This is a genomic window from Brevundimonas albigilva (assembly GCF_023573565.1).
Classification (GTDB): Bacteria; Pseudomonadota; Alphaproteobacteria; order Caulobacterales; family Caulobacteraceae; genus Brevundimonas; species Brevundimonas albigilva.
Genome location: NZ_CP097649.1, coordinates 742,188 through 759,331 on the forward strand (window position 1 = coordinate 742,188; position 17,144 = coordinate 759,331).

At 69.0% G+C, this 17,144-nt stretch carries 21 protein-coding genes; 9 read left to right on the top strand and 12 right to left on the bottom strand.

Annotated elements, in window-relative coordinates:
* On the top strand, positions 1 to 1,671 hold the full coding sequence (locus tag M8231_RS03690; protein WP_249751101.1) for a lysine--tRNA ligase: 1,671 nt from the start codon (positions 1 to 3) through the stop codon (positions 1,669 to 1,671).
* A 319-nt stretch (positions 1,672 to 1,990) separates the two neighbouring features.
* Positions 1,991 to 2,464 carry an SH3 domain-containing protein gene (locus M8231_RS03695; protein ID WP_249751100.1) on the top strand — a complete coding sequence of 158 codons (474 nt, stop codon included), beginning with the start codon at positions 1,991 to 1,993 and terminating at the stop codon, positions 2,462 to 2,464.
* 127 nt (positions 2,465 to 2,591) lie between these two features.
* Here M8231_RS03695 and M8231_RS03700 read toward each other — a convergent pair whose 3' ends face one another.
* The 5 genes from M8231_RS03700 to M8231_RS03720 all read right to left on the bottom strand — a co-directional run bounded on the left by M8231_RS03700 (position 2,592) and on the right by M8231_RS03720 (position 5,170).
* Positions 2,592 to 3,227 carry a S24 family peptidase gene (locus tag M8231_RS03700; protein ID WP_249751099.1) on the bottom strand — a complete coding sequence of 212 codons (636 nt, stop codon included), beginning with the start codon at positions 3,225 to 3,227 and terminating at the stop codon, positions 2,592 to 2,594.
* A gap of 56 nt (positions 3,228 to 3,283) precedes the next feature.
* On the bottom strand, positions 3,284 to 3,712 hold the full coding sequence (locus M8231_RS03705) for a hypothetical protein (RefSeq protein ID WP_249751098.1): 429 nt from the start codon (positions 3,710 to 3,712) through the stop codon (positions 3,284 to 3,286).
* 93 nt (positions 3,713 to 3,805) lie between these two features.
* Entirely contained in the window at positions 3,806 to 4,156 is a 351-nt protein-coding gene (locus M8231_RS03710) for a hypothetical protein (protein WP_249751097.1), read from the bottom strand.
* Between the two features lie 163 nt (positions 4,157 to 4,319).
* Entirely contained in the window at positions 4,320 to 4,718 is a 399-nt protein-coding gene (locus M8231_RS03715; RefSeq protein WP_249751096.1) for a PaaI family thioesterase, read from the bottom strand.
* Positions 4,715 to 5,170 (bottom strand): PaaI family thioesterase, encoded by a 456-nt coding sequence (locus M8231_RS03720; RefSeq protein WP_249751095.1) that lies wholly within the window; start codon positions 5,168 to 5,170, stop codon positions 4,715 to 4,717. The genes M8231_RS03715 and M8231_RS03720 overlap by 4 nt, the downstream gene beginning before the upstream one ends.
* Before the next feature lie 72 nt (positions 5,171 to 5,242).
* On the opposite strand from M8231_RS03720, the gene M8231_RS03725 reads away from it, so the two are divergent.
* Positions 5,243 to 6,277, top strand: a complete 1,035-nt coding sequence (locus tag M8231_RS03725) for a ligase-associated DNA damage response exonuclease (RefSeq protein ID WP_250202277.1) — start codon at positions 5,243 to 5,245, stop codon at positions 6,275 to 6,277.
* Here the strand turns inward: M8231_RS03725 and M8231_RS03730 are convergent.
* The gene (locus M8231_RS03730; RefSeq protein WP_250202278.1) at positions 6,274 to 7,890 is read right to left on the bottom strand and encodes a response regulator; all 1,617 of its coding nucleotides are present in this window, start codon (positions 7,888 to 7,890) and stop codon (positions 6,274 to 6,276) included. The genes M8231_RS03725 and M8231_RS03730 overlap by 4 nt on opposite strands.
* A gap of 209 nt (positions 7,891 to 8,099) precedes the next feature.
* Between M8231_RS03730 and queC the strand changes: the two genes are divergently transcribed.
* The 3 genes from queC to M8231_RS03745 are packed head-to-tail and all read left to right on the top strand — an operon-like array spanning position 8,100 to position 9,822.
* The gene (gene queC, locus M8231_RS03735; RefSeq protein ID WP_249751092.1) at positions 8,100 to 8,822 is read left to right on the top strand and encodes a 7-cyano-7-deazaguanine synthase QueC; all 723 of its coding nucleotides are present in this window, start codon (positions 8,100 to 8,102) and stop codon (positions 8,820 to 8,822) included.
* Entirely contained in the window at positions 8,819 to 9,454 is a 636-nt protein-coding gene (gene queE, locus M8231_RS03740) for a 7-carboxy-7-deazaguanine synthase (protein WP_249751853.1), read from the top strand. Before queC ends, queE begins: the two co-directional genes overlap by 4 nt.
* Positions 9,454 to 9,822: a 6-pyruvoyl trahydropterin synthase family protein gene (locus tag M8231_RS03745; RefSeq protein ID WP_249751091.1), complete on the top strand. Its 369-nt coding sequence runs from the start codon at positions 9,454 to 9,456 to the stop codon at positions 9,820 to 9,822. Before queE ends, M8231_RS03745 begins: the two co-directional genes overlap by 1 nt.
* On the opposite strand, the gene M8231_RS03750 is transcribed toward M8231_RS03745, so the two are convergent.
* Both M8231_RS03750 and M8231_RS03755 read right to left on the bottom strand, forming a co-directional pair.
* Positions 9,819 to 10,097 carry a hypothetical protein gene (locus tag M8231_RS03750; RefSeq protein WP_249751090.1) on the bottom strand — a complete coding sequence of 93 codons (279 nt, stop codon included), beginning with the start codon at positions 10,095 to 10,097 and terminating at the stop codon, positions 9,819 to 9,821. The two genes, M8231_RS03745 and M8231_RS03750, sit on opposite strands and share 4 nt — an antisense overlap.
* 56 nt (positions 10,098 to 10,153) lie before the next feature.
* Complete coding sequence (locus tag M8231_RS03755; protein WP_249751089.1) at positions 10,154 to 11,026, bottom strand: acyl-CoA thioesterase; 873 nt, start codon at positions 11,024 to 11,026, stop codon at positions 10,154 to 10,156.
* Positions 11,027 to 11,200: 174 nt separating this feature from the next.
* Between M8231_RS03755 and M8231_RS03760 the strand changes: the two genes are divergently transcribed.
* Genes M8231_RS03760 through M8231_RS03770 form a run of 3 tightly spaced genes read left to right on the top strand, consistent with a single transcriptional unit; the run spans position 11,201 to position 12,834 of the window.
* Positions 11,201 to 11,692 carry a winged helix-turn-helix transcriptional regulator gene (locus tag M8231_RS03760; RefSeq protein ID WP_249751088.1) on the top strand — a complete coding sequence of 164 codons (492 nt, stop codon included), beginning with the start codon at positions 11,201 to 11,203 and terminating at the stop codon, positions 11,690 to 11,692.
* Positions 11,693 to 11,736: 44 nt separating this feature from the next.
* Positions 11,737 to 12,438 (top strand): helix-turn-helix transcriptional regulator, encoded by a 702-nt coding sequence (locus tag M8231_RS03765; protein WP_249751087.1) that lies wholly within the window; start codon positions 11,737 to 11,739, stop codon positions 12,436 to 12,438.
* Between the two features lie 54 nt (positions 12,439 to 12,492).
* Positions 12,493 to 12,834: a VOC family protein gene (locus M8231_RS03770; RefSeq protein ID WP_249751086.1), complete on the top strand. Its 342-nt coding sequence runs from the start codon at positions 12,493 to 12,495 to the stop codon at positions 12,832 to 12,834.
* Here M8231_RS03770 and mnmA read toward each other — a convergent pair.
* From mnmA to M8231_RS03790, 4 genes are all read right to left on the bottom strand, one after another.
* Positions 12,831 to 14,048 carry a tRNA 2-thiouridine(34) synthase MnmA gene (gene mnmA, locus M8231_RS03775; RefSeq protein WP_430641186.1) on the bottom strand — a complete coding sequence of 406 codons (1,218 nt, stop codon included), beginning with the start codon at positions 14,046 to 14,048 and terminating at the stop codon, positions 12,831 to 12,833. The two genes, M8231_RS03770 and mnmA, sit on opposite strands and share 4 nt — an antisense overlap.
* A gap of 102 nt (positions 14,049 to 14,150) precedes the next feature.
* Positions 14,151 to 14,435 (bottom strand): CtrA inhibitor SciP, encoded by a 285-nt coding sequence (sciP, locus tag M8231_RS03780; protein WP_201217154.1) that lies wholly within the window; start codon positions 14,433 to 14,435, stop codon positions 14,151 to 14,153.
* Between the two features lie 172 nt (positions 14,436 to 14,607).
* On the bottom strand, positions 14,608 to 16,371 hold the full coding sequence (flgE, locus tag M8231_RS03785; protein WP_249751084.1) for a flagellar hook protein FlgE: 1,764 nt from the start codon (positions 16,369 to 16,371) through the stop codon (positions 14,608 to 14,610).
* A gap of 49 nt (positions 16,372 to 16,420) precedes the next feature.
* On the bottom strand, positions 16,421 to 17,143 hold the full coding sequence (locus tag M8231_RS03790) for a flagellar hook assembly protein FlgD (protein ID WP_249751083.1): 723 nt from the start codon (positions 17,141 to 17,143) through the stop codon (positions 16,421 to 16,423).
* Position 17,144 lies beyond the last annotated feature (1 nt).

Genomic DNA, 17,144 nt, shown 5'->3' on the forward strand with positions numbered 1-17,144 from the left:
ATGCTGCAGAACCTCGAAACCCTCGCCCGCGAGGCCCGCTCGTGGCCTTTCGAACAAGCCCGCAATCTTCTGGCCCATGTGCTCAAGAAGCGGCTGAGCGACGCCGAGCGTGACGCGGCCAAACTGCTGATCGACGCCGGCAAGACCGACGAGGCGCTGGCGACGTTCGAGGCCTTGCAACGGTCGGTGATCCTGGAGACCGGCTACGGTCCCTCGGGCCTGCCGCACATGGGCACCTTCGGCGAGGTGGCGCGCACGACCATGGTGCGCAACGCCTTCCGCGCCCTGACCGGCGACCATTGGCCGACGCGTCTGATCGCCTTCTCCGACGACATGGACGGGCTGAGGAAGGTGCCGGAGGGCATCCCCAATCCGGAAATGCTAGCCGAAGACCTGCACAAGCCCCTGACCCAGGTGCGCGATCCGTTCGGCACGCACGACAGCTTCGGCGCGCACAACAACGCGCGGCTGCGGGCCTTCCTGGACTCGTTCGGCTTCGACTACGAGTTCATGTCCTCGACCGAGACCTACAGGTCGGGTCGGTTCGACGAAGTGCTGCTGCGCCTGCTGGAACGATTCGATGCGGTCCAGGCCATCATGCTGCCCACCCTGGGCGAGGAACGCCGGGCGACCTATTCGCCGTTCCTGCCGATCAGCCCGATCACCGGCCATGTGCTGCAGGTTCCGACGCTGGAGCGGAACGTCGAAAAGGGCACCATCGTCTTCGACGATCCGGCCGGCGGACGCACCGAGGTTCCGGTCACCGGCGGCCATGTGAAGCTGCAGTGGAAGCCGGACTGGGCCATGCGCTGGACCGCGCTGGATGTCGACTACGAGATGTCGGGCAAGGACCTGATCGAAAGCGTGCGGGAATCGTCCAAGGTCTGTCGCGCGTTGGGCGGCACGCCGCCGGAAGGCTTCAACTACGAACTCTTCCTCGACATCGAGGGCAAGAAGATCTCCAAGTCCAAGGGCAACGGCCTGACGATGGAGGAATGGCTGCGCTACGGCACGCCCGAGAGCCTGTCGTGGTACATGTTCCAGTCGCCGAAGTCGGCCAAGAGCCTGCATTTCAACGTCATTCCGCGGGCGATCGACGACTATCTGGCCTTCGTCGAAAGCTACAAGACGCAGGAGCCGGCCAAGCGGATCGACAACGCCGTCTGGTCGATCCACGCCGGCGATCCGCCGTCGCATACGTCGCCGGTGTCGTTCGCCCTGCTGCTGAACCTGGTGGGGGTGGCCAATGCGTCCAGCAAGGATCAGCTGTGGGCCTATTTCGCGCGCTACCTGCCGGAAGCGACCCCGGAAAATGAGCCGCTGCTCGACCGGCTGATGGACCACGCGCTGAACTACTACGAGGACTTCGTGAAGCCGGCGAAGTCCTACCGTCTGCCGGACGCGAAGGAAAAGGCGGCGCTCTTGGATCTGGCGGAACGGTTGAAGGCCCTGCCGGCGGACACGACCGATGGCGAGGCGATCCAGAACGAGGTCTATGCCGTGGGCAAGGACCATGGGTTCGAGCCTTTGCGGGGGTGGTTCGGGGCTCTGTACGAAGTGCTGCTGGGCGCATCGCAGGGGCCGCGCTTCGGGTCGTTCGCGGCGATCTACGGCCTGCCGCAGACGATCGCTCTGATCGAGGCCGGCGCGAACGGGGAGTTGGCGGGGTAACGATCCTCTCCCGCGAAGCGGGGGAGGGGGCCCGCCCGAAGGGTGGTGGAGGGGGCGGAAACGGGCGCGATGTGTCCGGCGGGATCCGGTCTTAATCCCGTCCTCCGGTGCGGCGTCCGCCCCCTCCACCGCTTCGCGGTCCCCCACCCCCGTTACGCTGCGCTTCACGGGGGAGGATTGACGACCTGCGGCTCAAGCAGGCCGAAGGCCGGCAGCCGCAGCGAACATGAACCGAAAATAACCGCGCGGCTCCGGGAGCCTTCAGCTTGGCGGCGGCATTGTTCTGTCCATCGACGCACTCGATGACAGGAGAAGAGCCATGTCGAACAAGATCTTGAACACCGGTCTGGCCACCGCCGCGGCGCTGGCCGCCCTGGTCACCGCTGCTCCGATGGCGGCCCAGGCCCAGGCCAACGGCGTGACCAACTGCGACGCCCCGGGCGGCCGCCAGCAAGCCGGCGCGCTTCTGGGTGCGGTGGTCGGCGGCGTGGTCGGCTCTAATCTGGCCCGCAACGAGCGCACCCTGGGCACGGTGGTCGGCGCCGGCGCCGGCGCTGCGGCCGGTTCCTACATCGGCTGCAACCAGCAGCGCGCCCGCGCGGCGTCTCAGGCGAACGCCAACACCTATCGCGCCTCGTCCAACCTTCGCATCCGCAGCGGTCCGGGAACCGGCTACCGCCAAGCCGGCAGTCTGTCGGCGGGCCAGCCCTTCACCGCCATCGGTTCGCAGGGCGAGTGGATTCAGATCGCCGGCGGCGGCTGGGTCAACGCCCATTACGTCACGGCCAACTGAGGCCCCCCTGGCGTCGTGAGCCGCCCGGGACCTCCTTCGCCCCCAAAGGTCCCCGGCGATCACGATGAATCGCTCGCGGTGCGCCGCTGAGCACGAACCCCCGTCCGGTCCGCCGGGCGGGGGTTCTCTATTGGCTGACCCACAGGATGCGCGCCATCCACTCGATATCCGCGCGCGGCACGACCCGGGGCGGATAGTCGGGATTGGCCGAGGTCAGGGTCGCGGTCCGGGAGGTCAGGCGCGCCAGTTCCTTGGCCACCACCTCGCCCGTGGCCAGTCGGGCGACAATCCGATCCCCGCGTCTCGGCGGAGCGGCCTCGCGGTCGACGATGACCCGGTCTCCGTCGCGATAGGCCGGAGCCATGGAGTCGCCGCTGATCCTGAGGCTGAACAGGCCGGCGGACGGTCGGGGCAGTTCGGTCTGATCCCATCCGTCGCCGACCGGCAGACCCGCCTCGTCGAAGAAGCCGTCCTGGCCCGCGCGGGCCAGGCCCAGAAGCGGAATGACGGCGGGCGTTGGGGGCGCATCGTCCGCCAGGGCGGCGAAGTCGGCCAGCGAGACCCCGGTCGCCTCCAGTATGCGCGTCAGGCTTTCGGTGGAGGGCCAGCGCGGCCGAGGGGGATCGCCGGCGCCGAAACGCTTGGACGGGTTGAAGGCGGTCGCGTCCAGACCCGCCCTCAGCGCCAGACCGGACGGCGACAGGCCTTCACGGCGCGCCAGGGCGTCCAGCGCCTTCCACAATCGGGCATGAGACAGGGGCATGACGCCCTCCGGAAGCGATTCGCCTCAGCCTATCGCAACGAGATAGGAATGTCTGCCTATTCCAGCCCGGCGGCCCGCCGCTCCTGCCAGGCCCAGAAGGTGCCGACGGCGATGCAGCCGATGGTCAAATAGCTGACCAGATTCATCACCGTGTAGAGCGAGGTGATCGGCAATCGCGCATCCGTCATGATCAGGAGGTGGCTCATCACCGTCATCAGTTGCAGCCCGGCCGCCCACACGGGCCAGGTCCGCCGATACCGCCAGCTCAGGGCCACGAACACCACCAGCGTCATCAGGTCGATCAGGAACATGCCGTAGGGTATGGCGGCCGTGGCCGTATCGCCCTGCACCAGGATGGAGGCGAACCAGGCCAGCAGATAGGCCCCGGCGCCGATACGCTCCACATCCCCGCCTTTCAGAAAGGCGAAGATGCACATCGCGATCATCACGATGGCCCCGATCTGGGCATAGAGCATATTGAACATACGACATCGCCCCCAAAGCCGATCAGCCTTGGGGGCGATAATGACCTAAAATGAGCGGTGCGGGTACCGGATACCGCTCAGGTTACCGTAATTTCACGCAACGCGAAGGTGGTTCTTGGTGCGTTCGCGCGGCTGCGGGTCGAGCCAGTCGTCGGGCTTGCCGACCGGGCCCGCGGCGTAGGTGCCCCAACCCAGGCGGCGGTGGTCCTTCTGCATTTCGGCGTGGCAGGCGACGATGGCTTCGCGCGCCGTCGCCAGGGCGGCGATCGCTTCCATCGCCTTGGCTTGCGAGCCCGTGGCGGCGACAGGGGAAAGCTCGAGGGCCGCACGGGCGCCGATGAACGATTGCACCAGGGTCGTGGCCTGGGTGATGGCGGCGTCGATGGCGTGTTCGGTGGCGTAGAGATCGCCGGCGACGCCAGCGACGACTTCAGTGCGGTCCATGAAAAGCCCCTATGGGTATGGTCAACGAGGCCTTAACCCTAACACGATTTAACCTTGTTTCCTAGGGGTCTGTTTACTTGCCTGCAATCAGGGGAAGTTGACCGCGCGCGCCATGCGCGTGCATCATGAGTGACGGGATGTGCGGATCGGCGCAAACGCCGGTCTAGGCGCCGTCTTCCAGCAGGAAATGCGCCGTCAGCGAGGCGATGGGTTGGTCGCGGCTGTCCTGCCACGCCTCGGCCAGCACATGGGCCACGCGGCGACCGGCGCGGCTGATGCTGGCGCGCGCGAAGACGTCGCGTGGCCGGCCCGTGCGCAGATAGGCGACGGTGACGTTGATGGGACGTGGCAGCCGCGCGCCGGGAAAGGCCAGGGCGACCTGGGCCATCGCCGTCATCTCCAGCAGAGCCGCCGTCGAGCCCCCGTGCAGCGCCGGCAGCATCGGGTTGCCGATCAGTCGGTCCGCGAACGGCATCACCACGGTCAGCTCGTCTCCGTTCATCTGCGTCCGCAGGTCCAGAAACCGCGCATAGGGAAGACGGTCCAGCAGGGGCGGGGTCATGCGGCGGCCTCCGTCTTGGCGGATCGGGAGGTGTTGACCACATAGGCGGCCTGGGACGCCGCGACCGGGTTCGAAGGGTCGTCCTCGAACGCCCAGCCGCGCACGAAGGCGATGGTCGGGGTCAGGCGAAAACAGCGCGCCTGGGCGAACAGGTCGCGGCCCGGCTCGGCCGCCCGCATGTAGTCGACCCTGAGGTCCAGCGTGGCCACGGGCTGGAAGGCGTCCATGGCGACCCAGACGGCGAGGCCGCCGACGTGATCCAGCAGGGTCGTCACCAATCCGCCCGCCAGGACGCCGGTGTCCGGGTCTCCGATCCATTCGGGGCGGTACGGGACGCGGATGCGTGGCGACGCCTCGTCGTGCAGCCCCTCGAAGACGAAGCCCAGGGCGTGGGTGTGCGCCGCGCCCGAAGCGAGCTGGGGCAGGATGTCGATCAGGGTGCTGTCGGCCATGGGGGTTCCGTGCGATTCCGTCGGGCCACTCTAGGAAGCGCGACCGGAGCGCGTCGAGGGCGTTAGAGGGAGATGATCCGACCCGAAGACTTGCTGCACCCGACGCCGGCCGGCCTCTATTGCCCGCCGGGCGACTTCTACGTCGATCCCGTCCGGCCCGTGGATCGGGCGGTGATCACCCACGGCCACTCCGATCACGCCCGAGCAGGGCACGGCTCGGTGCTGGCCACCCGGCAGACGCTGGCCATCATGGCGGAACGCTATGGCGACGACTTCGCCGGCCGCGAGCAGGCGGCGGAGTACGGGCAGGCGACGGCGATCAACGGGGTGGACCTGCGCCTGGTCCCCGCCGGTCACGTCCTGGGTTCGGCCCAGGTCGAGGTCCGGTGGAAGGGACTGACCATGGTGGTGTCGGGCGATTACAAGCGCCGGCGCGATCCGACCTGCGCGCCGTTCGAGCCCGTGCCCTGCCATGTCTTCATTTCGGAGGCGACCTTCGGCCTGCCGGTCTTTCGGCATCCCCCCGATGGCGAGGAGATCGGCCGGCTGGTGCGCTCGCTGGGACAGTTCCCAGAGCGGGCCCATCTGGTCGGGGCCTATGCGCTGGGCAAGGCGCAGCGCATCATTCGTCTGTTGCGCGAGGCGGGCTGGAGCCGGCCCATCTACGTCCACGGCGCGATGGAGCGGTTGAACGCCCTTTACGAGCGCGAGGGCGTGGCGCTGGGCCCGCTTCTGCCGACCCGCGACCTGCCTCGCGGCGCCCTGGGGGGCGAGGTGGCCATCGCGCCGCCGGGCGCCATCCAGGACCGCTGGGCGCGTCGATTCGCAGACCCTATCCCCGGCTTCGCCTCGGGCTGGATGGGCGTTCGAGCGCGCGCGCGCCAGCGTGGCGTGGAACTGCCGCTGGTGATCTCAGACCATGCGGATTGGGGCGAACTGACCGCGACCTTCGAGGAGTTGGACCCCGAGGAGGTCTGGATCACCCACGGGCGCGAGGAGGGGTTGCTGCGCTGGGCGGAACTGCGGGGAATGAAGGCCCGCGCGCTTCGCCTGGTCGGCTATGACGAAGAGGACGAACGGCCCGACGAGGCGGCCGAGGGCGCCTAGGCGGCGGAGCGGCCGTCGGCGGCCTCGCTGGCCTCTTCGTCTTCGGTCAGGGCGGCGTTCATGGCCATGCGCAGCCGTTCCGGCTTGATCGGCTTTTCGACCACCGCGGCCATGCCGATGGACAGATAGTGTTTGGCGTCGTCCGGATCGGCGTTGGCGGTCAGGGCCACGATCGGGGTGCGTCCCGCGGCGCCGGGCAGGGCGCGGATGGCCTGGGTGGCCTGGACGCCGTCCATGCGGGGCATCTTGATGTCCATCAGGATCAGGTCGAAGCGTTGCTCCTGCACGGCCGCCAGGGCCTCCATGCCGTCCTCGGCCAGTTCGGAGCTGCAGCCGAACATCTCGCACAGCGCCTGGGCCACGACGCGGTTGGTGGCGTTGTCGTCGACGATCAGGATGTGGGGCGCGCTCTTCAGCTCCAAGTCCGCCAGGTCCGAGACGTTGGACGGTTGCTCCTGCTCGATCACGGCGCGTTCCGCCGTCAGGTCGAAGGCGAAGGTGGCGCCCCGGCCGGCGTTGTTCTCGGCCCAGATGCGCCCGCCCATGCGGTCGATCACCTGGCGGCAGATCGACAGACCCAGGCCGGCGCCGTCCGGGCCGGATCCGTGCACGAAGGGCTCGAAGATGGAATCCACGCGGTCGGGATCGACGCCGGGACCGTCGTCGCGCACGCGGGCCTCGATGCGGACGCGGCCGTTGTCGACCCAGGCCTTCATCCCAGCCTCGACCACGCCGTTGCGGGCGAATTTCAGGGCGTTGCCGATCAGGTTGTTGAACACCTGCTTGACCCGCACGCCGTCGATGACGGCGGCCAGTTCGGTGTCGCCCTCATAGCTGACCAGCAGGGTCACGCCGTCCTGCGACGCCCGCGGCTCCCACAGGGCCTGGATGTCGTCGGTCAGGGCGCGAAGGGGCGTGGGCGCCGGCGACAGCTCCAGCTCGCCGGCCTCGGCCTTGGACAGGTCGAGCGCGTCTTCCAGGATGCGCAGCAAGGTCTCGGACGAGTCCATGATGGTCTGGACGTGGGCCTGGGCGGCCTCGTTCAGCGGCTGGCGGCGCAGCAGTTCGGCGACGGCCAGGACGCCGTTCATCGGCGTGCGCAACTCGTGGCTCATGATCGCCAGGAACTGGCTCTTGGCGCGGGCGGCGGCCAGGGCCTGAGCGCGGGTGTCGCTGAGCGCCTCGGCCTGTTCGGCCAGTTCGCGGTTCTGGTCGCGCTGGCGCTGGTTGACCGCCTGCAACAGCGTCGCGGCGGTTCCGACGCCGTAATAAAGGCCGTTGCGCGTGACGATGAAGCCGCGCAGCAAGGCGGCGGGGCCGCCCTTCAGCATGATGTCGCAGAAGGCGTCGATGCGGACGCCCGCTTCGACCACCGCCGGCTCGGCGTCCATCACGAAGGTGACGGCGCGACCTTCGTACAGGGCGTGGCCGAACGGGCCGGCGATCTTTTCCAGGAAGGTCGTGCGTTCGATCAGGCCGATGGGGCGGTCGTCCTCGACCACCGGAATGACCAGCGTGTCCGGCTCCCTGCGGAAACGCGCAAAGACCTCCGACCCCAACGTCGTCGGGGCGATCGGCTTCGGACGCTCACAGAGGGCCTCGATGGTCGGCATGCGGCCTGATACTCCACTACTGAAGGGACCATGCCGTTGAAGGCTTTGCGGAATCGTTAAGTGCGGGGCGCCGCCGGCGATTCGGCGCAGCGGCGTCATCCCGCGGCTTTTGCAGCGGCGGCCGGGGTGGTGTAGAAGCCGCGCCCGACCCATATGCGGTCCCCACCCCCTTTGCATGCGCGCGGCCGGCGGCCGACCGCAGGTTTGTCATGAGCGTCATCCAGGAAACGACCCCTTCGACCTCGGCCCTCGTCCTGTTCTCGGGCGGGCAGGACAGCGCCACCTGCCTGGCCTGGGCGCTGGAGCGGTTCGAGCGGGTGGAGACGGTCGGCTTCGACTACGGCCAGCGTCACCTCGTGGAGATGCAGGCCCGCCAGGCGGTGCGTGACGGCATGGCCAGGGCCTTGCCGGCCTGGGCCGGGCGGCTGGGCGAGGATCATGTGATCGACCTGACCGGATACGGCCGGATCGCCGAGAGCGCCCTGACCGCCGATCGCAAGATCGAGATGGACGCGCGCGGCCTGCCGACGACCTTCGTGCCGGGGCGCAACCTGATCTTCCTGGTCGCGGCCGCGGCGCTGGCGGATCGGCGCGGGCTGGAGGTGCTGGTCGGCGGCATGTGCGAGACGGATTATTCGGGCTATCCCGACTGTCGCCACGAGACGATGGAGGTGATGGCGCGGGCGCTGTCCCTGGGGCTGGACAAGCCGGTGGTGATCGACACGCCGCTGATGTGGCTGACGAAGGCCGAGACGTGGGCGCTGGCGCACCGGATCGGCGGCGACGGGCTGGTCGAGCTGATCGTCGAGGACAGCCACACCTGCTACCGGGGCGACCGGGCGCATCGTCATGCCTGGGGCTACGGCTGCGGCGAATGCCCGGCGTGCGAGTTGCGCGCGGCCGGATACGAGGAATGGGTCTCGGCCCGATGACCTATTCGGCCAAGGAGGTCTTCCTCACGGTGCAGGGCGAGGGGGGGCAGGCGGGCCGGCCGGCGGTCTTCCTGCGCTTCGCCGGCTGCAATCTGTGGAGCGGGCGCGAGCAGGATCGGGCGAGCGCGGTCTGCACCTTCTGCGACACGGACTTCGTCGGCGTGGACGGCGACGGCGGGGGCAAGTTCTCCACGGCCGGCGTGCTGGCGGACCATGTCGCGGCGATGTGGCGGGGGCGCGAGGGCGATCCGAAGCTGGTGGTCTGCACGGGCGGGGAGCCGTTGCTGCAACTGGACGAGCCGCTGATCGCGGCGCTGCACGCGCGCGGGTTCGAGATCGCCATCGAGAGCAACGGCACGCTGGCGGCGCCCGACGGGATCGACTGGGTCTGCATCAGCCCCAAGGCCGACGCGCCGGTGGTGCAGACGCGCGGGCAGGAGCTGAAGCTGGTCTATCCGCAACCGGCCGCCATGCCCGAGCGGTTCGAGGCGCTGGAGTTCGAGCGCTTCTGGCTGCAGCCGATGGACGGTCCGGACCAGGCCGCCAACACCGCCGCCGCCATCGAATACTGCCTGACCCACCCCCAATGGCGCCTCAGCGTCCAGACCCACAAATACATCGGCGTCCGCTAATGCCCGTCTTCGAGATCACCAAACAGGCGACATTCGACGCCGCCCACCACTTTCCGAACGAGCCGGAAGGCAGCATCTATCGCCGGGTGCACGGCCATTCCTTCACGGTGGAGGCGACGGTGCGGTCCGAGACGCTGGACGCCGAGCATGGCTGGGTCGCGGACCTGGGCGCGCTGGACCGGGCGCTGAAGGCGGCGGCCGAGACGCTGGACCACGGCATGCTGAACGAGCATCCGGGGCTGGAACTGCCCAGCCTGGAGAACCTGTGCCTGTGGTTCGCCCGAACGCTTCGGCCCGACTGGCCGGGCCTGTGCCGCATCCAGGTGGCGCGGCCGACCATCAACGAGCGGTGCGTGCTGACGCTTTAGCAGTCGCGGCCCTGACGCCGGCGCTGCTCGCAGCGGCGCTGTTCGCGCTCCCAGTCGCGCTGCTCGCGTTCGCGTTTCAGGCGCGTCTCCTCGTCGGAGGTGGTGACGGCGTCGAAGCCGGCGCCGACCACCGCGCCCCCGGCCTTGGCCGCGCCGCCCACGACGGCGGCGGTCCCGCCGACGACCGCGCCGACGACGCAGCCCTGGAGCATCGCCGCCCCGCCCAGGAGGACGACGATTTGAGCGACGGGAAAACGACGATTTCGACGACGCATGAGGGCTCCTTCAGAGAATTGGAAGAATGGCCCATAACGATGAACGGAGGCTGACTTCAGGCGCCGCGCTGGGGCAGCAGTTTTCGGCGCTGACGCGAGATCGCCAGCGGCGCGCCATCGGCCCCCCAGGCGGTCGCTTCGTCCACCGTCCAGCCCAGGCCCAGGTCCAGCATCCTGAACTCGAAGAAGGCCCAGCCGTCCGGCGCCGTGGCGGGCGTGGGATCGGCCAGGATGTCGATGCGCAGGTCCACCGTGGTCATGGGGGCGGGCCTGGCGCTGGCGGTCCAGGCCGGCGGATAGAGGGCGTCCAGGAGATAGCACAGGCCGACCTCGTCCAGCGGTCGGCGGTCGGCCATCCGCATCCAGGTGCGCTCCACCACCGGCCGGCCCTCGTTGCCGCCCAGAATGTTGGGGCCGCCGTCGAAGCGGTAATCGACGTGGCGCGCGAAGTGCGGCGCCATCGGCCCGCCGATGCGCGCCTCCGGGTCGAGGCTCTCCAGCGGCGGCGGCGGCGCATGGAGGGGCGAAAGCGGCGGCGTCGCCGCATCGACGCCGTACGTGCCGGTGGCGTGGTGCGTCATGCGGCCGTCCTGGTCGGCCTCGATCGCCGCATAGATCACGTTGCGGCCGCCGCGCAGCAGGCGCGGGCGGAAGGCGACGGGCTGGCCGAACCGCGCGGCCGAAAGATATTGGACCGACAGGGTCCGCAGCGGCGCCGTCAGCGCCAGGCCCTGGCGCATGCCCTCGGCGCACAGCGCGGCCAGCAGCCCGCCGAAGGGAAAGCCCTTCTCCGGCGGCGCGCCGCTGGGGCCGTTGGAGAAGTCGCCCGCCACCGAGGCTGACAGGGCGCCATCCTCCATCGGGCGGAAGGCGAGGGCTTGGGCGAGGGACAGGGGCGCGGGGGACAGGGGCGCGGGGAACGTGGTCATGGGCGATCCAGAGGGCCGAAGAGGCGCGGAGGGTCGGGGCGGACCCTCCGCCAGTCAAGGAACAAGGACCGAAGGCCGGGAGGCCCGCAAGTCCGTTGCGAAACAAGACTGACTGACTGGGTTCGGATTGGCAACCCTCTTGCCAACAGGCTGACGCGGGGTCACTTTCCGCGCATGGGACGCACCGCCGACTACAGCCGCCAGAGTTGCTCGATCGCCGCCACGCTGGAGGTGATCGGCGATCCGTGGACGCTGCTGGTCATCCGCGACGCCTTCAACGGGGTCAGCCGCTTCGAACAGTGGCAGGACAATCTGGGCGTGGCGCGCAACGTCCTGGCCGCCCGGCTGAAGAGCCTGGTCCAGCACGGGGTGCTGGAGCCGCGCCTGTATTCCGAACGCCCGCCGAGGAACGAATACGTCCTGACCGCCAAGGGCAAGGATCTGTACGGCGTTCTGGTGACGCTGCACGCCTGGGGGAACAAGCACGTCTATGGCGAGACCGACAGCGGCATCGACATGGTCCACAAGACCTGCGGCCACACCCTGAACCCCCGGATCGCCTGCAACTGCTGCGGCGAGATCGTCAAACCCAGGGACATCCGCCTGACCCGCGCCGAGAACCGCCCCACGGTCGGAGAGGTTCTGCCGCCGAGGGAAGCGGCGTAGCGGCTGCTGCCGCTTTTTGTCAGCAGGCCTGCTAGGGTCGCGCCATGTCGCGGTCCGAGCGCCTTTTCGACCTGTTGAACGCCCTGAGGCGGCGTCGCCGGCCCGTCAGCGGCCAGGCGCTGGCCGAGGAGATGGGGGTCAGCCTGCGGACCCTTTACCGCGACATCGCCAGCCTTCAGGCCCAGGGCGCGACCATCGAGGGCGAGCCGGGCGTGGGCTATGTGCTGCGGCCCGGCTTCCTGCTGCCGCCGCTGATGTTCACGCCGGAGGAGATCGAGGCGCTGGTGCTGGGTTCGCGCTGGGTGGCGGACCGGGCCGACGCGCGGATGCGCGATGCGGCGTTGAGCGCCCTGGCGCGGATCGGCGCGGTGGTTCCGCCGGACCTGCGGGACGAGATGGAGGCCGAGGCCCTGCTGGTCGTGCCCGGCGCGCCGTTTCCGGCCGACCACGTCGATCCGGCGCTGCTCAGAAAGGCGATCCGCACCGAGCGGAAGCTGAAGCTGTGTTACCGCGACGAAGCCGGCGCCGCCTCCGAGCGGGTGATCTGGCCCTTCGCCCTGGCCTTCTTCGACCGGGTGCGGCTGCTGGTCGGCTGGTGCGAACTGCGGGCCGACTTCCGCCATTTCCGCACCGACCGGATCGAGGAGGCCGAGGTGCTGGACGCGCGTTGCCCGGCGCGCCGGGCGGTGCTGCTGAAGCAGTGGCGCGCGAGCCGGGAGACGGCGGCGCAGGACGCTCCATGCTGACAGGAACTGGCAGGATGACGGTCTAGGTTTGTTCTCGCCGCACAGGAGGGACGCATGACCGAGATCGAGGACATTCCGCTGGCCGTCGCCGACCCGGAGGCCGCCGCCCGGTTCTATTCGGGCCTGCTGCGGCGCCGGCCGCTGGCGGCGAGCGCGGACCATGCGGTCTTCGCCCTGTCACCGGGCCGGACCCTGAGCCTGTGGCGCGGCGCGGCGATCCCGCCGGCCCAGGTGGACTTCGCCCTGGCCGCGTCGACCGCCGTCGACGAGCTTCATATCGAATGGTGGGACCGGGGCGCGCGCATCGTCTTGCCGCCGGCCGACGAGGACGGGGGACGCAGCTTCCTGGCCCGCGACCCCGACGGCAATCGGCTGAGGGTCTATGCCGCGGTCTAGGCCTGGAAGGCGGCCGTCGTGTCGCGGATGAAGCCGCCGCCCAGGACGCGGTCGGGGTCGGCCGGATCGTAGAGGACGCAGGCCTGGCCGGGGGCGACGCCTTCCTCGCCCTGGTCGAACAGGACCGCGACCTGATCCTCGACAAGGGCCAGGCGGGCCGGGGAGGGCGGGCGGGTCGAGCGGACGCGGGCCAGGACGGGCGCGCCGGCGGCGGCGGCTTCGTGGATCGTGGCCTCGTCGCCCAGCCAGTTGGTCTCTTCCAGCGTCAGGCGGGCGGTCAGCAGCGCCTCGCGCGGGCCGACGACGACGCGGCGGGCCTCGGGCTCCAGCCGCACGACGAACAGCGGCTCGCCCACGGCGACGTTCAGGCCCCGGCGCTGGCCGATGGTGTAGTCGGTGATCCCCGCATGCGCGCCCAGCACCCGGCCGTCCATGTGCACGATCTCGCCGGCCTCGCGCCCCTGCGGCCGCAGGCGGTCGATCAGGGTGCGATAATCGCCGGTGGGGACGAAGCAGATGTCCTGGCTGTCCGGCTTGGCGGCGATCCTGAGGCCCAGCGAGGCGGCGACGCCGCGCACCTGGGGCTTTTCCAGATCGGCCAGGGGGAAGCGCAGATAGTCGAGCTGGTCCTGGGTGGTGGCGAACAGGAAGTAGGACTGGTCGCGCGAATGATCGATCGCCTTGCGCATCTGCGAGCGATCGCCGGCGACGGCGCGGCGGACATAGTGGCCCGTCGCCATCGCCTCGGCGCCCAGGTCGCGGGCGACGTCCAGCAGGTCGCGGAACTTGACCGTCTGATTGCAGCGGATGCAGGGAACGGGCGTCTGGCCCTTCAGATAGCTGTCGGCGAACTGGTCGATCACCGCGTCCCGGAAGCGGCTTTCGTAGTCCAGGACATAGTGGGGAATGCCGATCGCCTCGGCGGCCAGGCGGGCGTCGTGGATGTCCTGGCCGGCGCAGCAGGCGCCCTTCTTCTTCAGCGCGGCGCCGTGGTCGTAGAGCTGCAGCGTCACGCCGACCACGTCATAGCCCGCCTTGTGCAGCAGGGCGGCGACGACGGTGGAGTCCACGCCGCCGGACATGGCCGCCACCACGCGGGCGCCGACGGGCAGGCCGACGGCGGCGCGCGCGCTCTCGACCGCCGCGTCCATGTCCTGCTGCGAGGTCATAGGGGCGATGTCGGGAACGGGGCAGATGTCTTCGACCAGGCTCATCGCCGCCATTTAGGACCGAACCCGCGCGATTTCGAGGCCCCGCAAAGAACAAGGGCCGCGTCCGTCGCCGGACGCGGCCCCTGATCGGCTTCGGGGAAGCGGTTAGGAGCGGTAGCTCTGGATGCGCGTCGTGCGCAGGCCCTGCATGCCCCATTTGTCGATGGCCTTCTGCCAGGCCAGGAATTCCTCGGCGGTCAGGCGATACTTCGCCAGGGCGTCGTCCAGGCTGATCAGACCGCCGCGGACGGCGGCGACGACTTCCGCCTTGCGGCGGATGACCCAGCGGTCCGTGTTGGACGGCGGCAGGTCTTTCAGGGTCAGCGGCGTGCCGGTGGGTCCGACCACGTATTGTTCGCCTTTGCTGTTAAGGCGTCGCTCTTGCAACATGGGCTTATGCCTCTTTCACCAACACCGTAGTCCGGTGAAAGTACGCGCCCGCCGCTAAGGGCCGTTTAAGCGTCGTGGTGAAGGAACGGCTAACATCCGTCCCTCCACAGCCGACATTCTCAACGATGGTTGAGCGACGATTCATTGAACCTAATGATTACCTACTCGGCGATCAGCGTTTGATGTTGATCAGCTCGGCCAGCATTTCGTCGGCCGTGGTGATGATCTTGGACGAGGCGGAATAGGCCCGCTGGGTGGTGATCAGGCTGGTGAACTCCTGCGACAGGTCGACGGTCGAGGCTTCCAGCTGCTGGGCGGCGATGAAGCCCGCGCCGCCGGTGCCCGCCGCCTTCAGGTTGAAGGTGCCGGACTGCAGGCTGACGGCGTAGGCGTTGCCCGAGACCTCCTTCAGGCTGTCGGGGCTGGGGAAGGTGGCGACCGCGACCTGGGCGATGCGGCGCATGACGCCGTTGTCGAAGATGGCGGTGACGAAGCCCTGGTCGTCGATGGCGATCTCGCTGAGATTGCCGAAGGCCGTGCCGTTGGTGATGGTCGACTGAACCACCGAGGCGGTGTTCAGCTGGCTGAGGCCGCCGGCCGAGGTGTTCAGGTCCAGGGTCAGGGTCTGGGCCGCGATGCCCAGGCCGTCGGCCCATTTCACCCGGCCGTTGTCGGCGGGGTTCAGGGGATCGATGACCTCGTCGGGATCGGATTCCTCGAACGTCAGGGTGGCCTGCGTCGGATCGTCGAACAGGCCCGTGCCGGCCGGCCAGTTCTGCATCGTCTCGACGTCGAGGCGACCCGACGGGGTGAAGGCGATCTTGCCGGTCTTGATCTGGCCGTTGCTGTAGGGTGCGCCGGTGACGACGTCCTCGGGCGGGACCGAGACGATCTCGGCGTACCAGATGTTGGGCTCGTCGCTCTTCAGGAAGCGGATTTCCAGGTTGCGCTGGCCGCCCTTCGAGTCCGAGACGGGGATGTTCATCTTGAAGTCCGGCTTCACGCCCACCGGATTGTCGTCGTCGGCGTCGTACATCGCCATCGAGTTGACCGACGCGTCGTACTTGCTGGCGGCGGCGACGTTGTTCTGCAGGCCGATGTCGGCCAGGGCGATGCCGAAGGGCGCGCCGGTGGCCGGGGTGAAGGTCAGGGTCGACAGGGCGCCGTCGACCGCCGCCGTGCCGTTGTTGGCGGTCAGGCCGGTCAGGCCGGTCAGGGCGCCGGTCGCGGGATCGAACGCGGCCTGGCCGGTGATGGTCTGGGTGCCGGACTTGATGGTGACGTCGTAGGTGTTGGCGCCGGTGCGGGTGTAGCGGACCGAGACGTCGTGTTCGACGTCGGCGGCGTCTTCCACGCCCTTGTAGGTCGAGGCGCTGCCCGCGGCCGACGACTCCTGGGTCGAGCGCAGGTTGGCGTTGATCTGGACGCGGGTGGTCGGCTCGGCCGTGCCGCCCACCGAACCGATGTTGATCGAACGCAGGCGCGACAGGTCCGACGGGTCGGTCGAGATCTCGCCGTTGGAATCCACCGGCCAACCCTGCAGGTACAGGCCCGCGCTGTTCTTCAGATAGCCCATGTTGTCGACGCGGAAGGCGCCGGCGCGGGTGAACAGGCGGGTGTCGGTGGCGGCCACGCCCTCGGCCTTGTCGGTCACGACGAAGAAGCCCTGGCCGTCGATGGCCAGGTCGGTGCTCTCGGTCGTGCGCTGCAGCTGGCCTTCCTGGCTGATGAAGGACCGGGCCGAGACGGCGACGCCGCCGGCGGAATAGCCGCCGCCGGCCTTGGACTGGCTGTTCACCAGGGTCTGGAATTCACCCTGGGTTCGCTTGTAGCCCACGGTGTTCACGTTCGCGATGTTCTGGGAAATCGCGGCCAGGGCGGCGGAGTTGGCGGCCAGCCCGGACACGCCGGCCAGCATGGCGCTGTTGAGGCTCATTGGGGACGCTCCTTAAGCGTAACGGTCATCGAAAAGGCGGCGGAGCGCATCATGCGGCCGCCTCCTCGGTCGGGACGTCCGGATTCTCCGTATCGTCGGTGTCGTTGTCGGCCCTGACCTCGTTGAGCGAGATCACGGTCGAAAGCGGAAGGATGGAATCGCCGATCACCAGATAGGGCTCGCCGTTGTACATCTCGACGCCGGTCACGCGGCCCTGGATCAGCGCCTGCGCGTCGACGGTTCCTCCGGCGGCGTTCTTGGCCGTGACCTTCAGCGTATAGACGCCGCCGTCGTCGGCGACGTCGCCCCCGGTCATCTTGCCGTCCCAGGTGAAGCTGTGGACGCCCTGGCTGTTGTCCGGCGCGGCGCCTTCCCAGACCACCTGGCCGCTGCTGTTGACGACCTGCAGGGTCACGTTGTCAGCCTGGGAGGCCAGTTCGTAGGCCCAGGTGGCCTGACCGTCGTCCAGCTCGGTGGCGGTCCAGGCGGCGGTGACGTTCTTGCCGATGTAGTTGGAGGCGTTGTCCAGGCCGCCGGCGGCCTGGGCCGAGAGCAGGCTGGTCAGCAGGTCGTTGGTCAGCAGCTGCTGCTCCACGCCGGCCATCTGGGTCAGCTGGGCGGTGAACTCGTTGGAATCCAGCGGCGACAGCGGATCCTGGTTCTTCATCTGCGTGGTCAGCAGCGTTAGGAAAGTCTCGAAGTTGTTGAACAGCGAGACCGAGCCCGACGTCAGGCGGCCGGCGGCGTCGACGGAAGAAATGGCGTCGGCCATG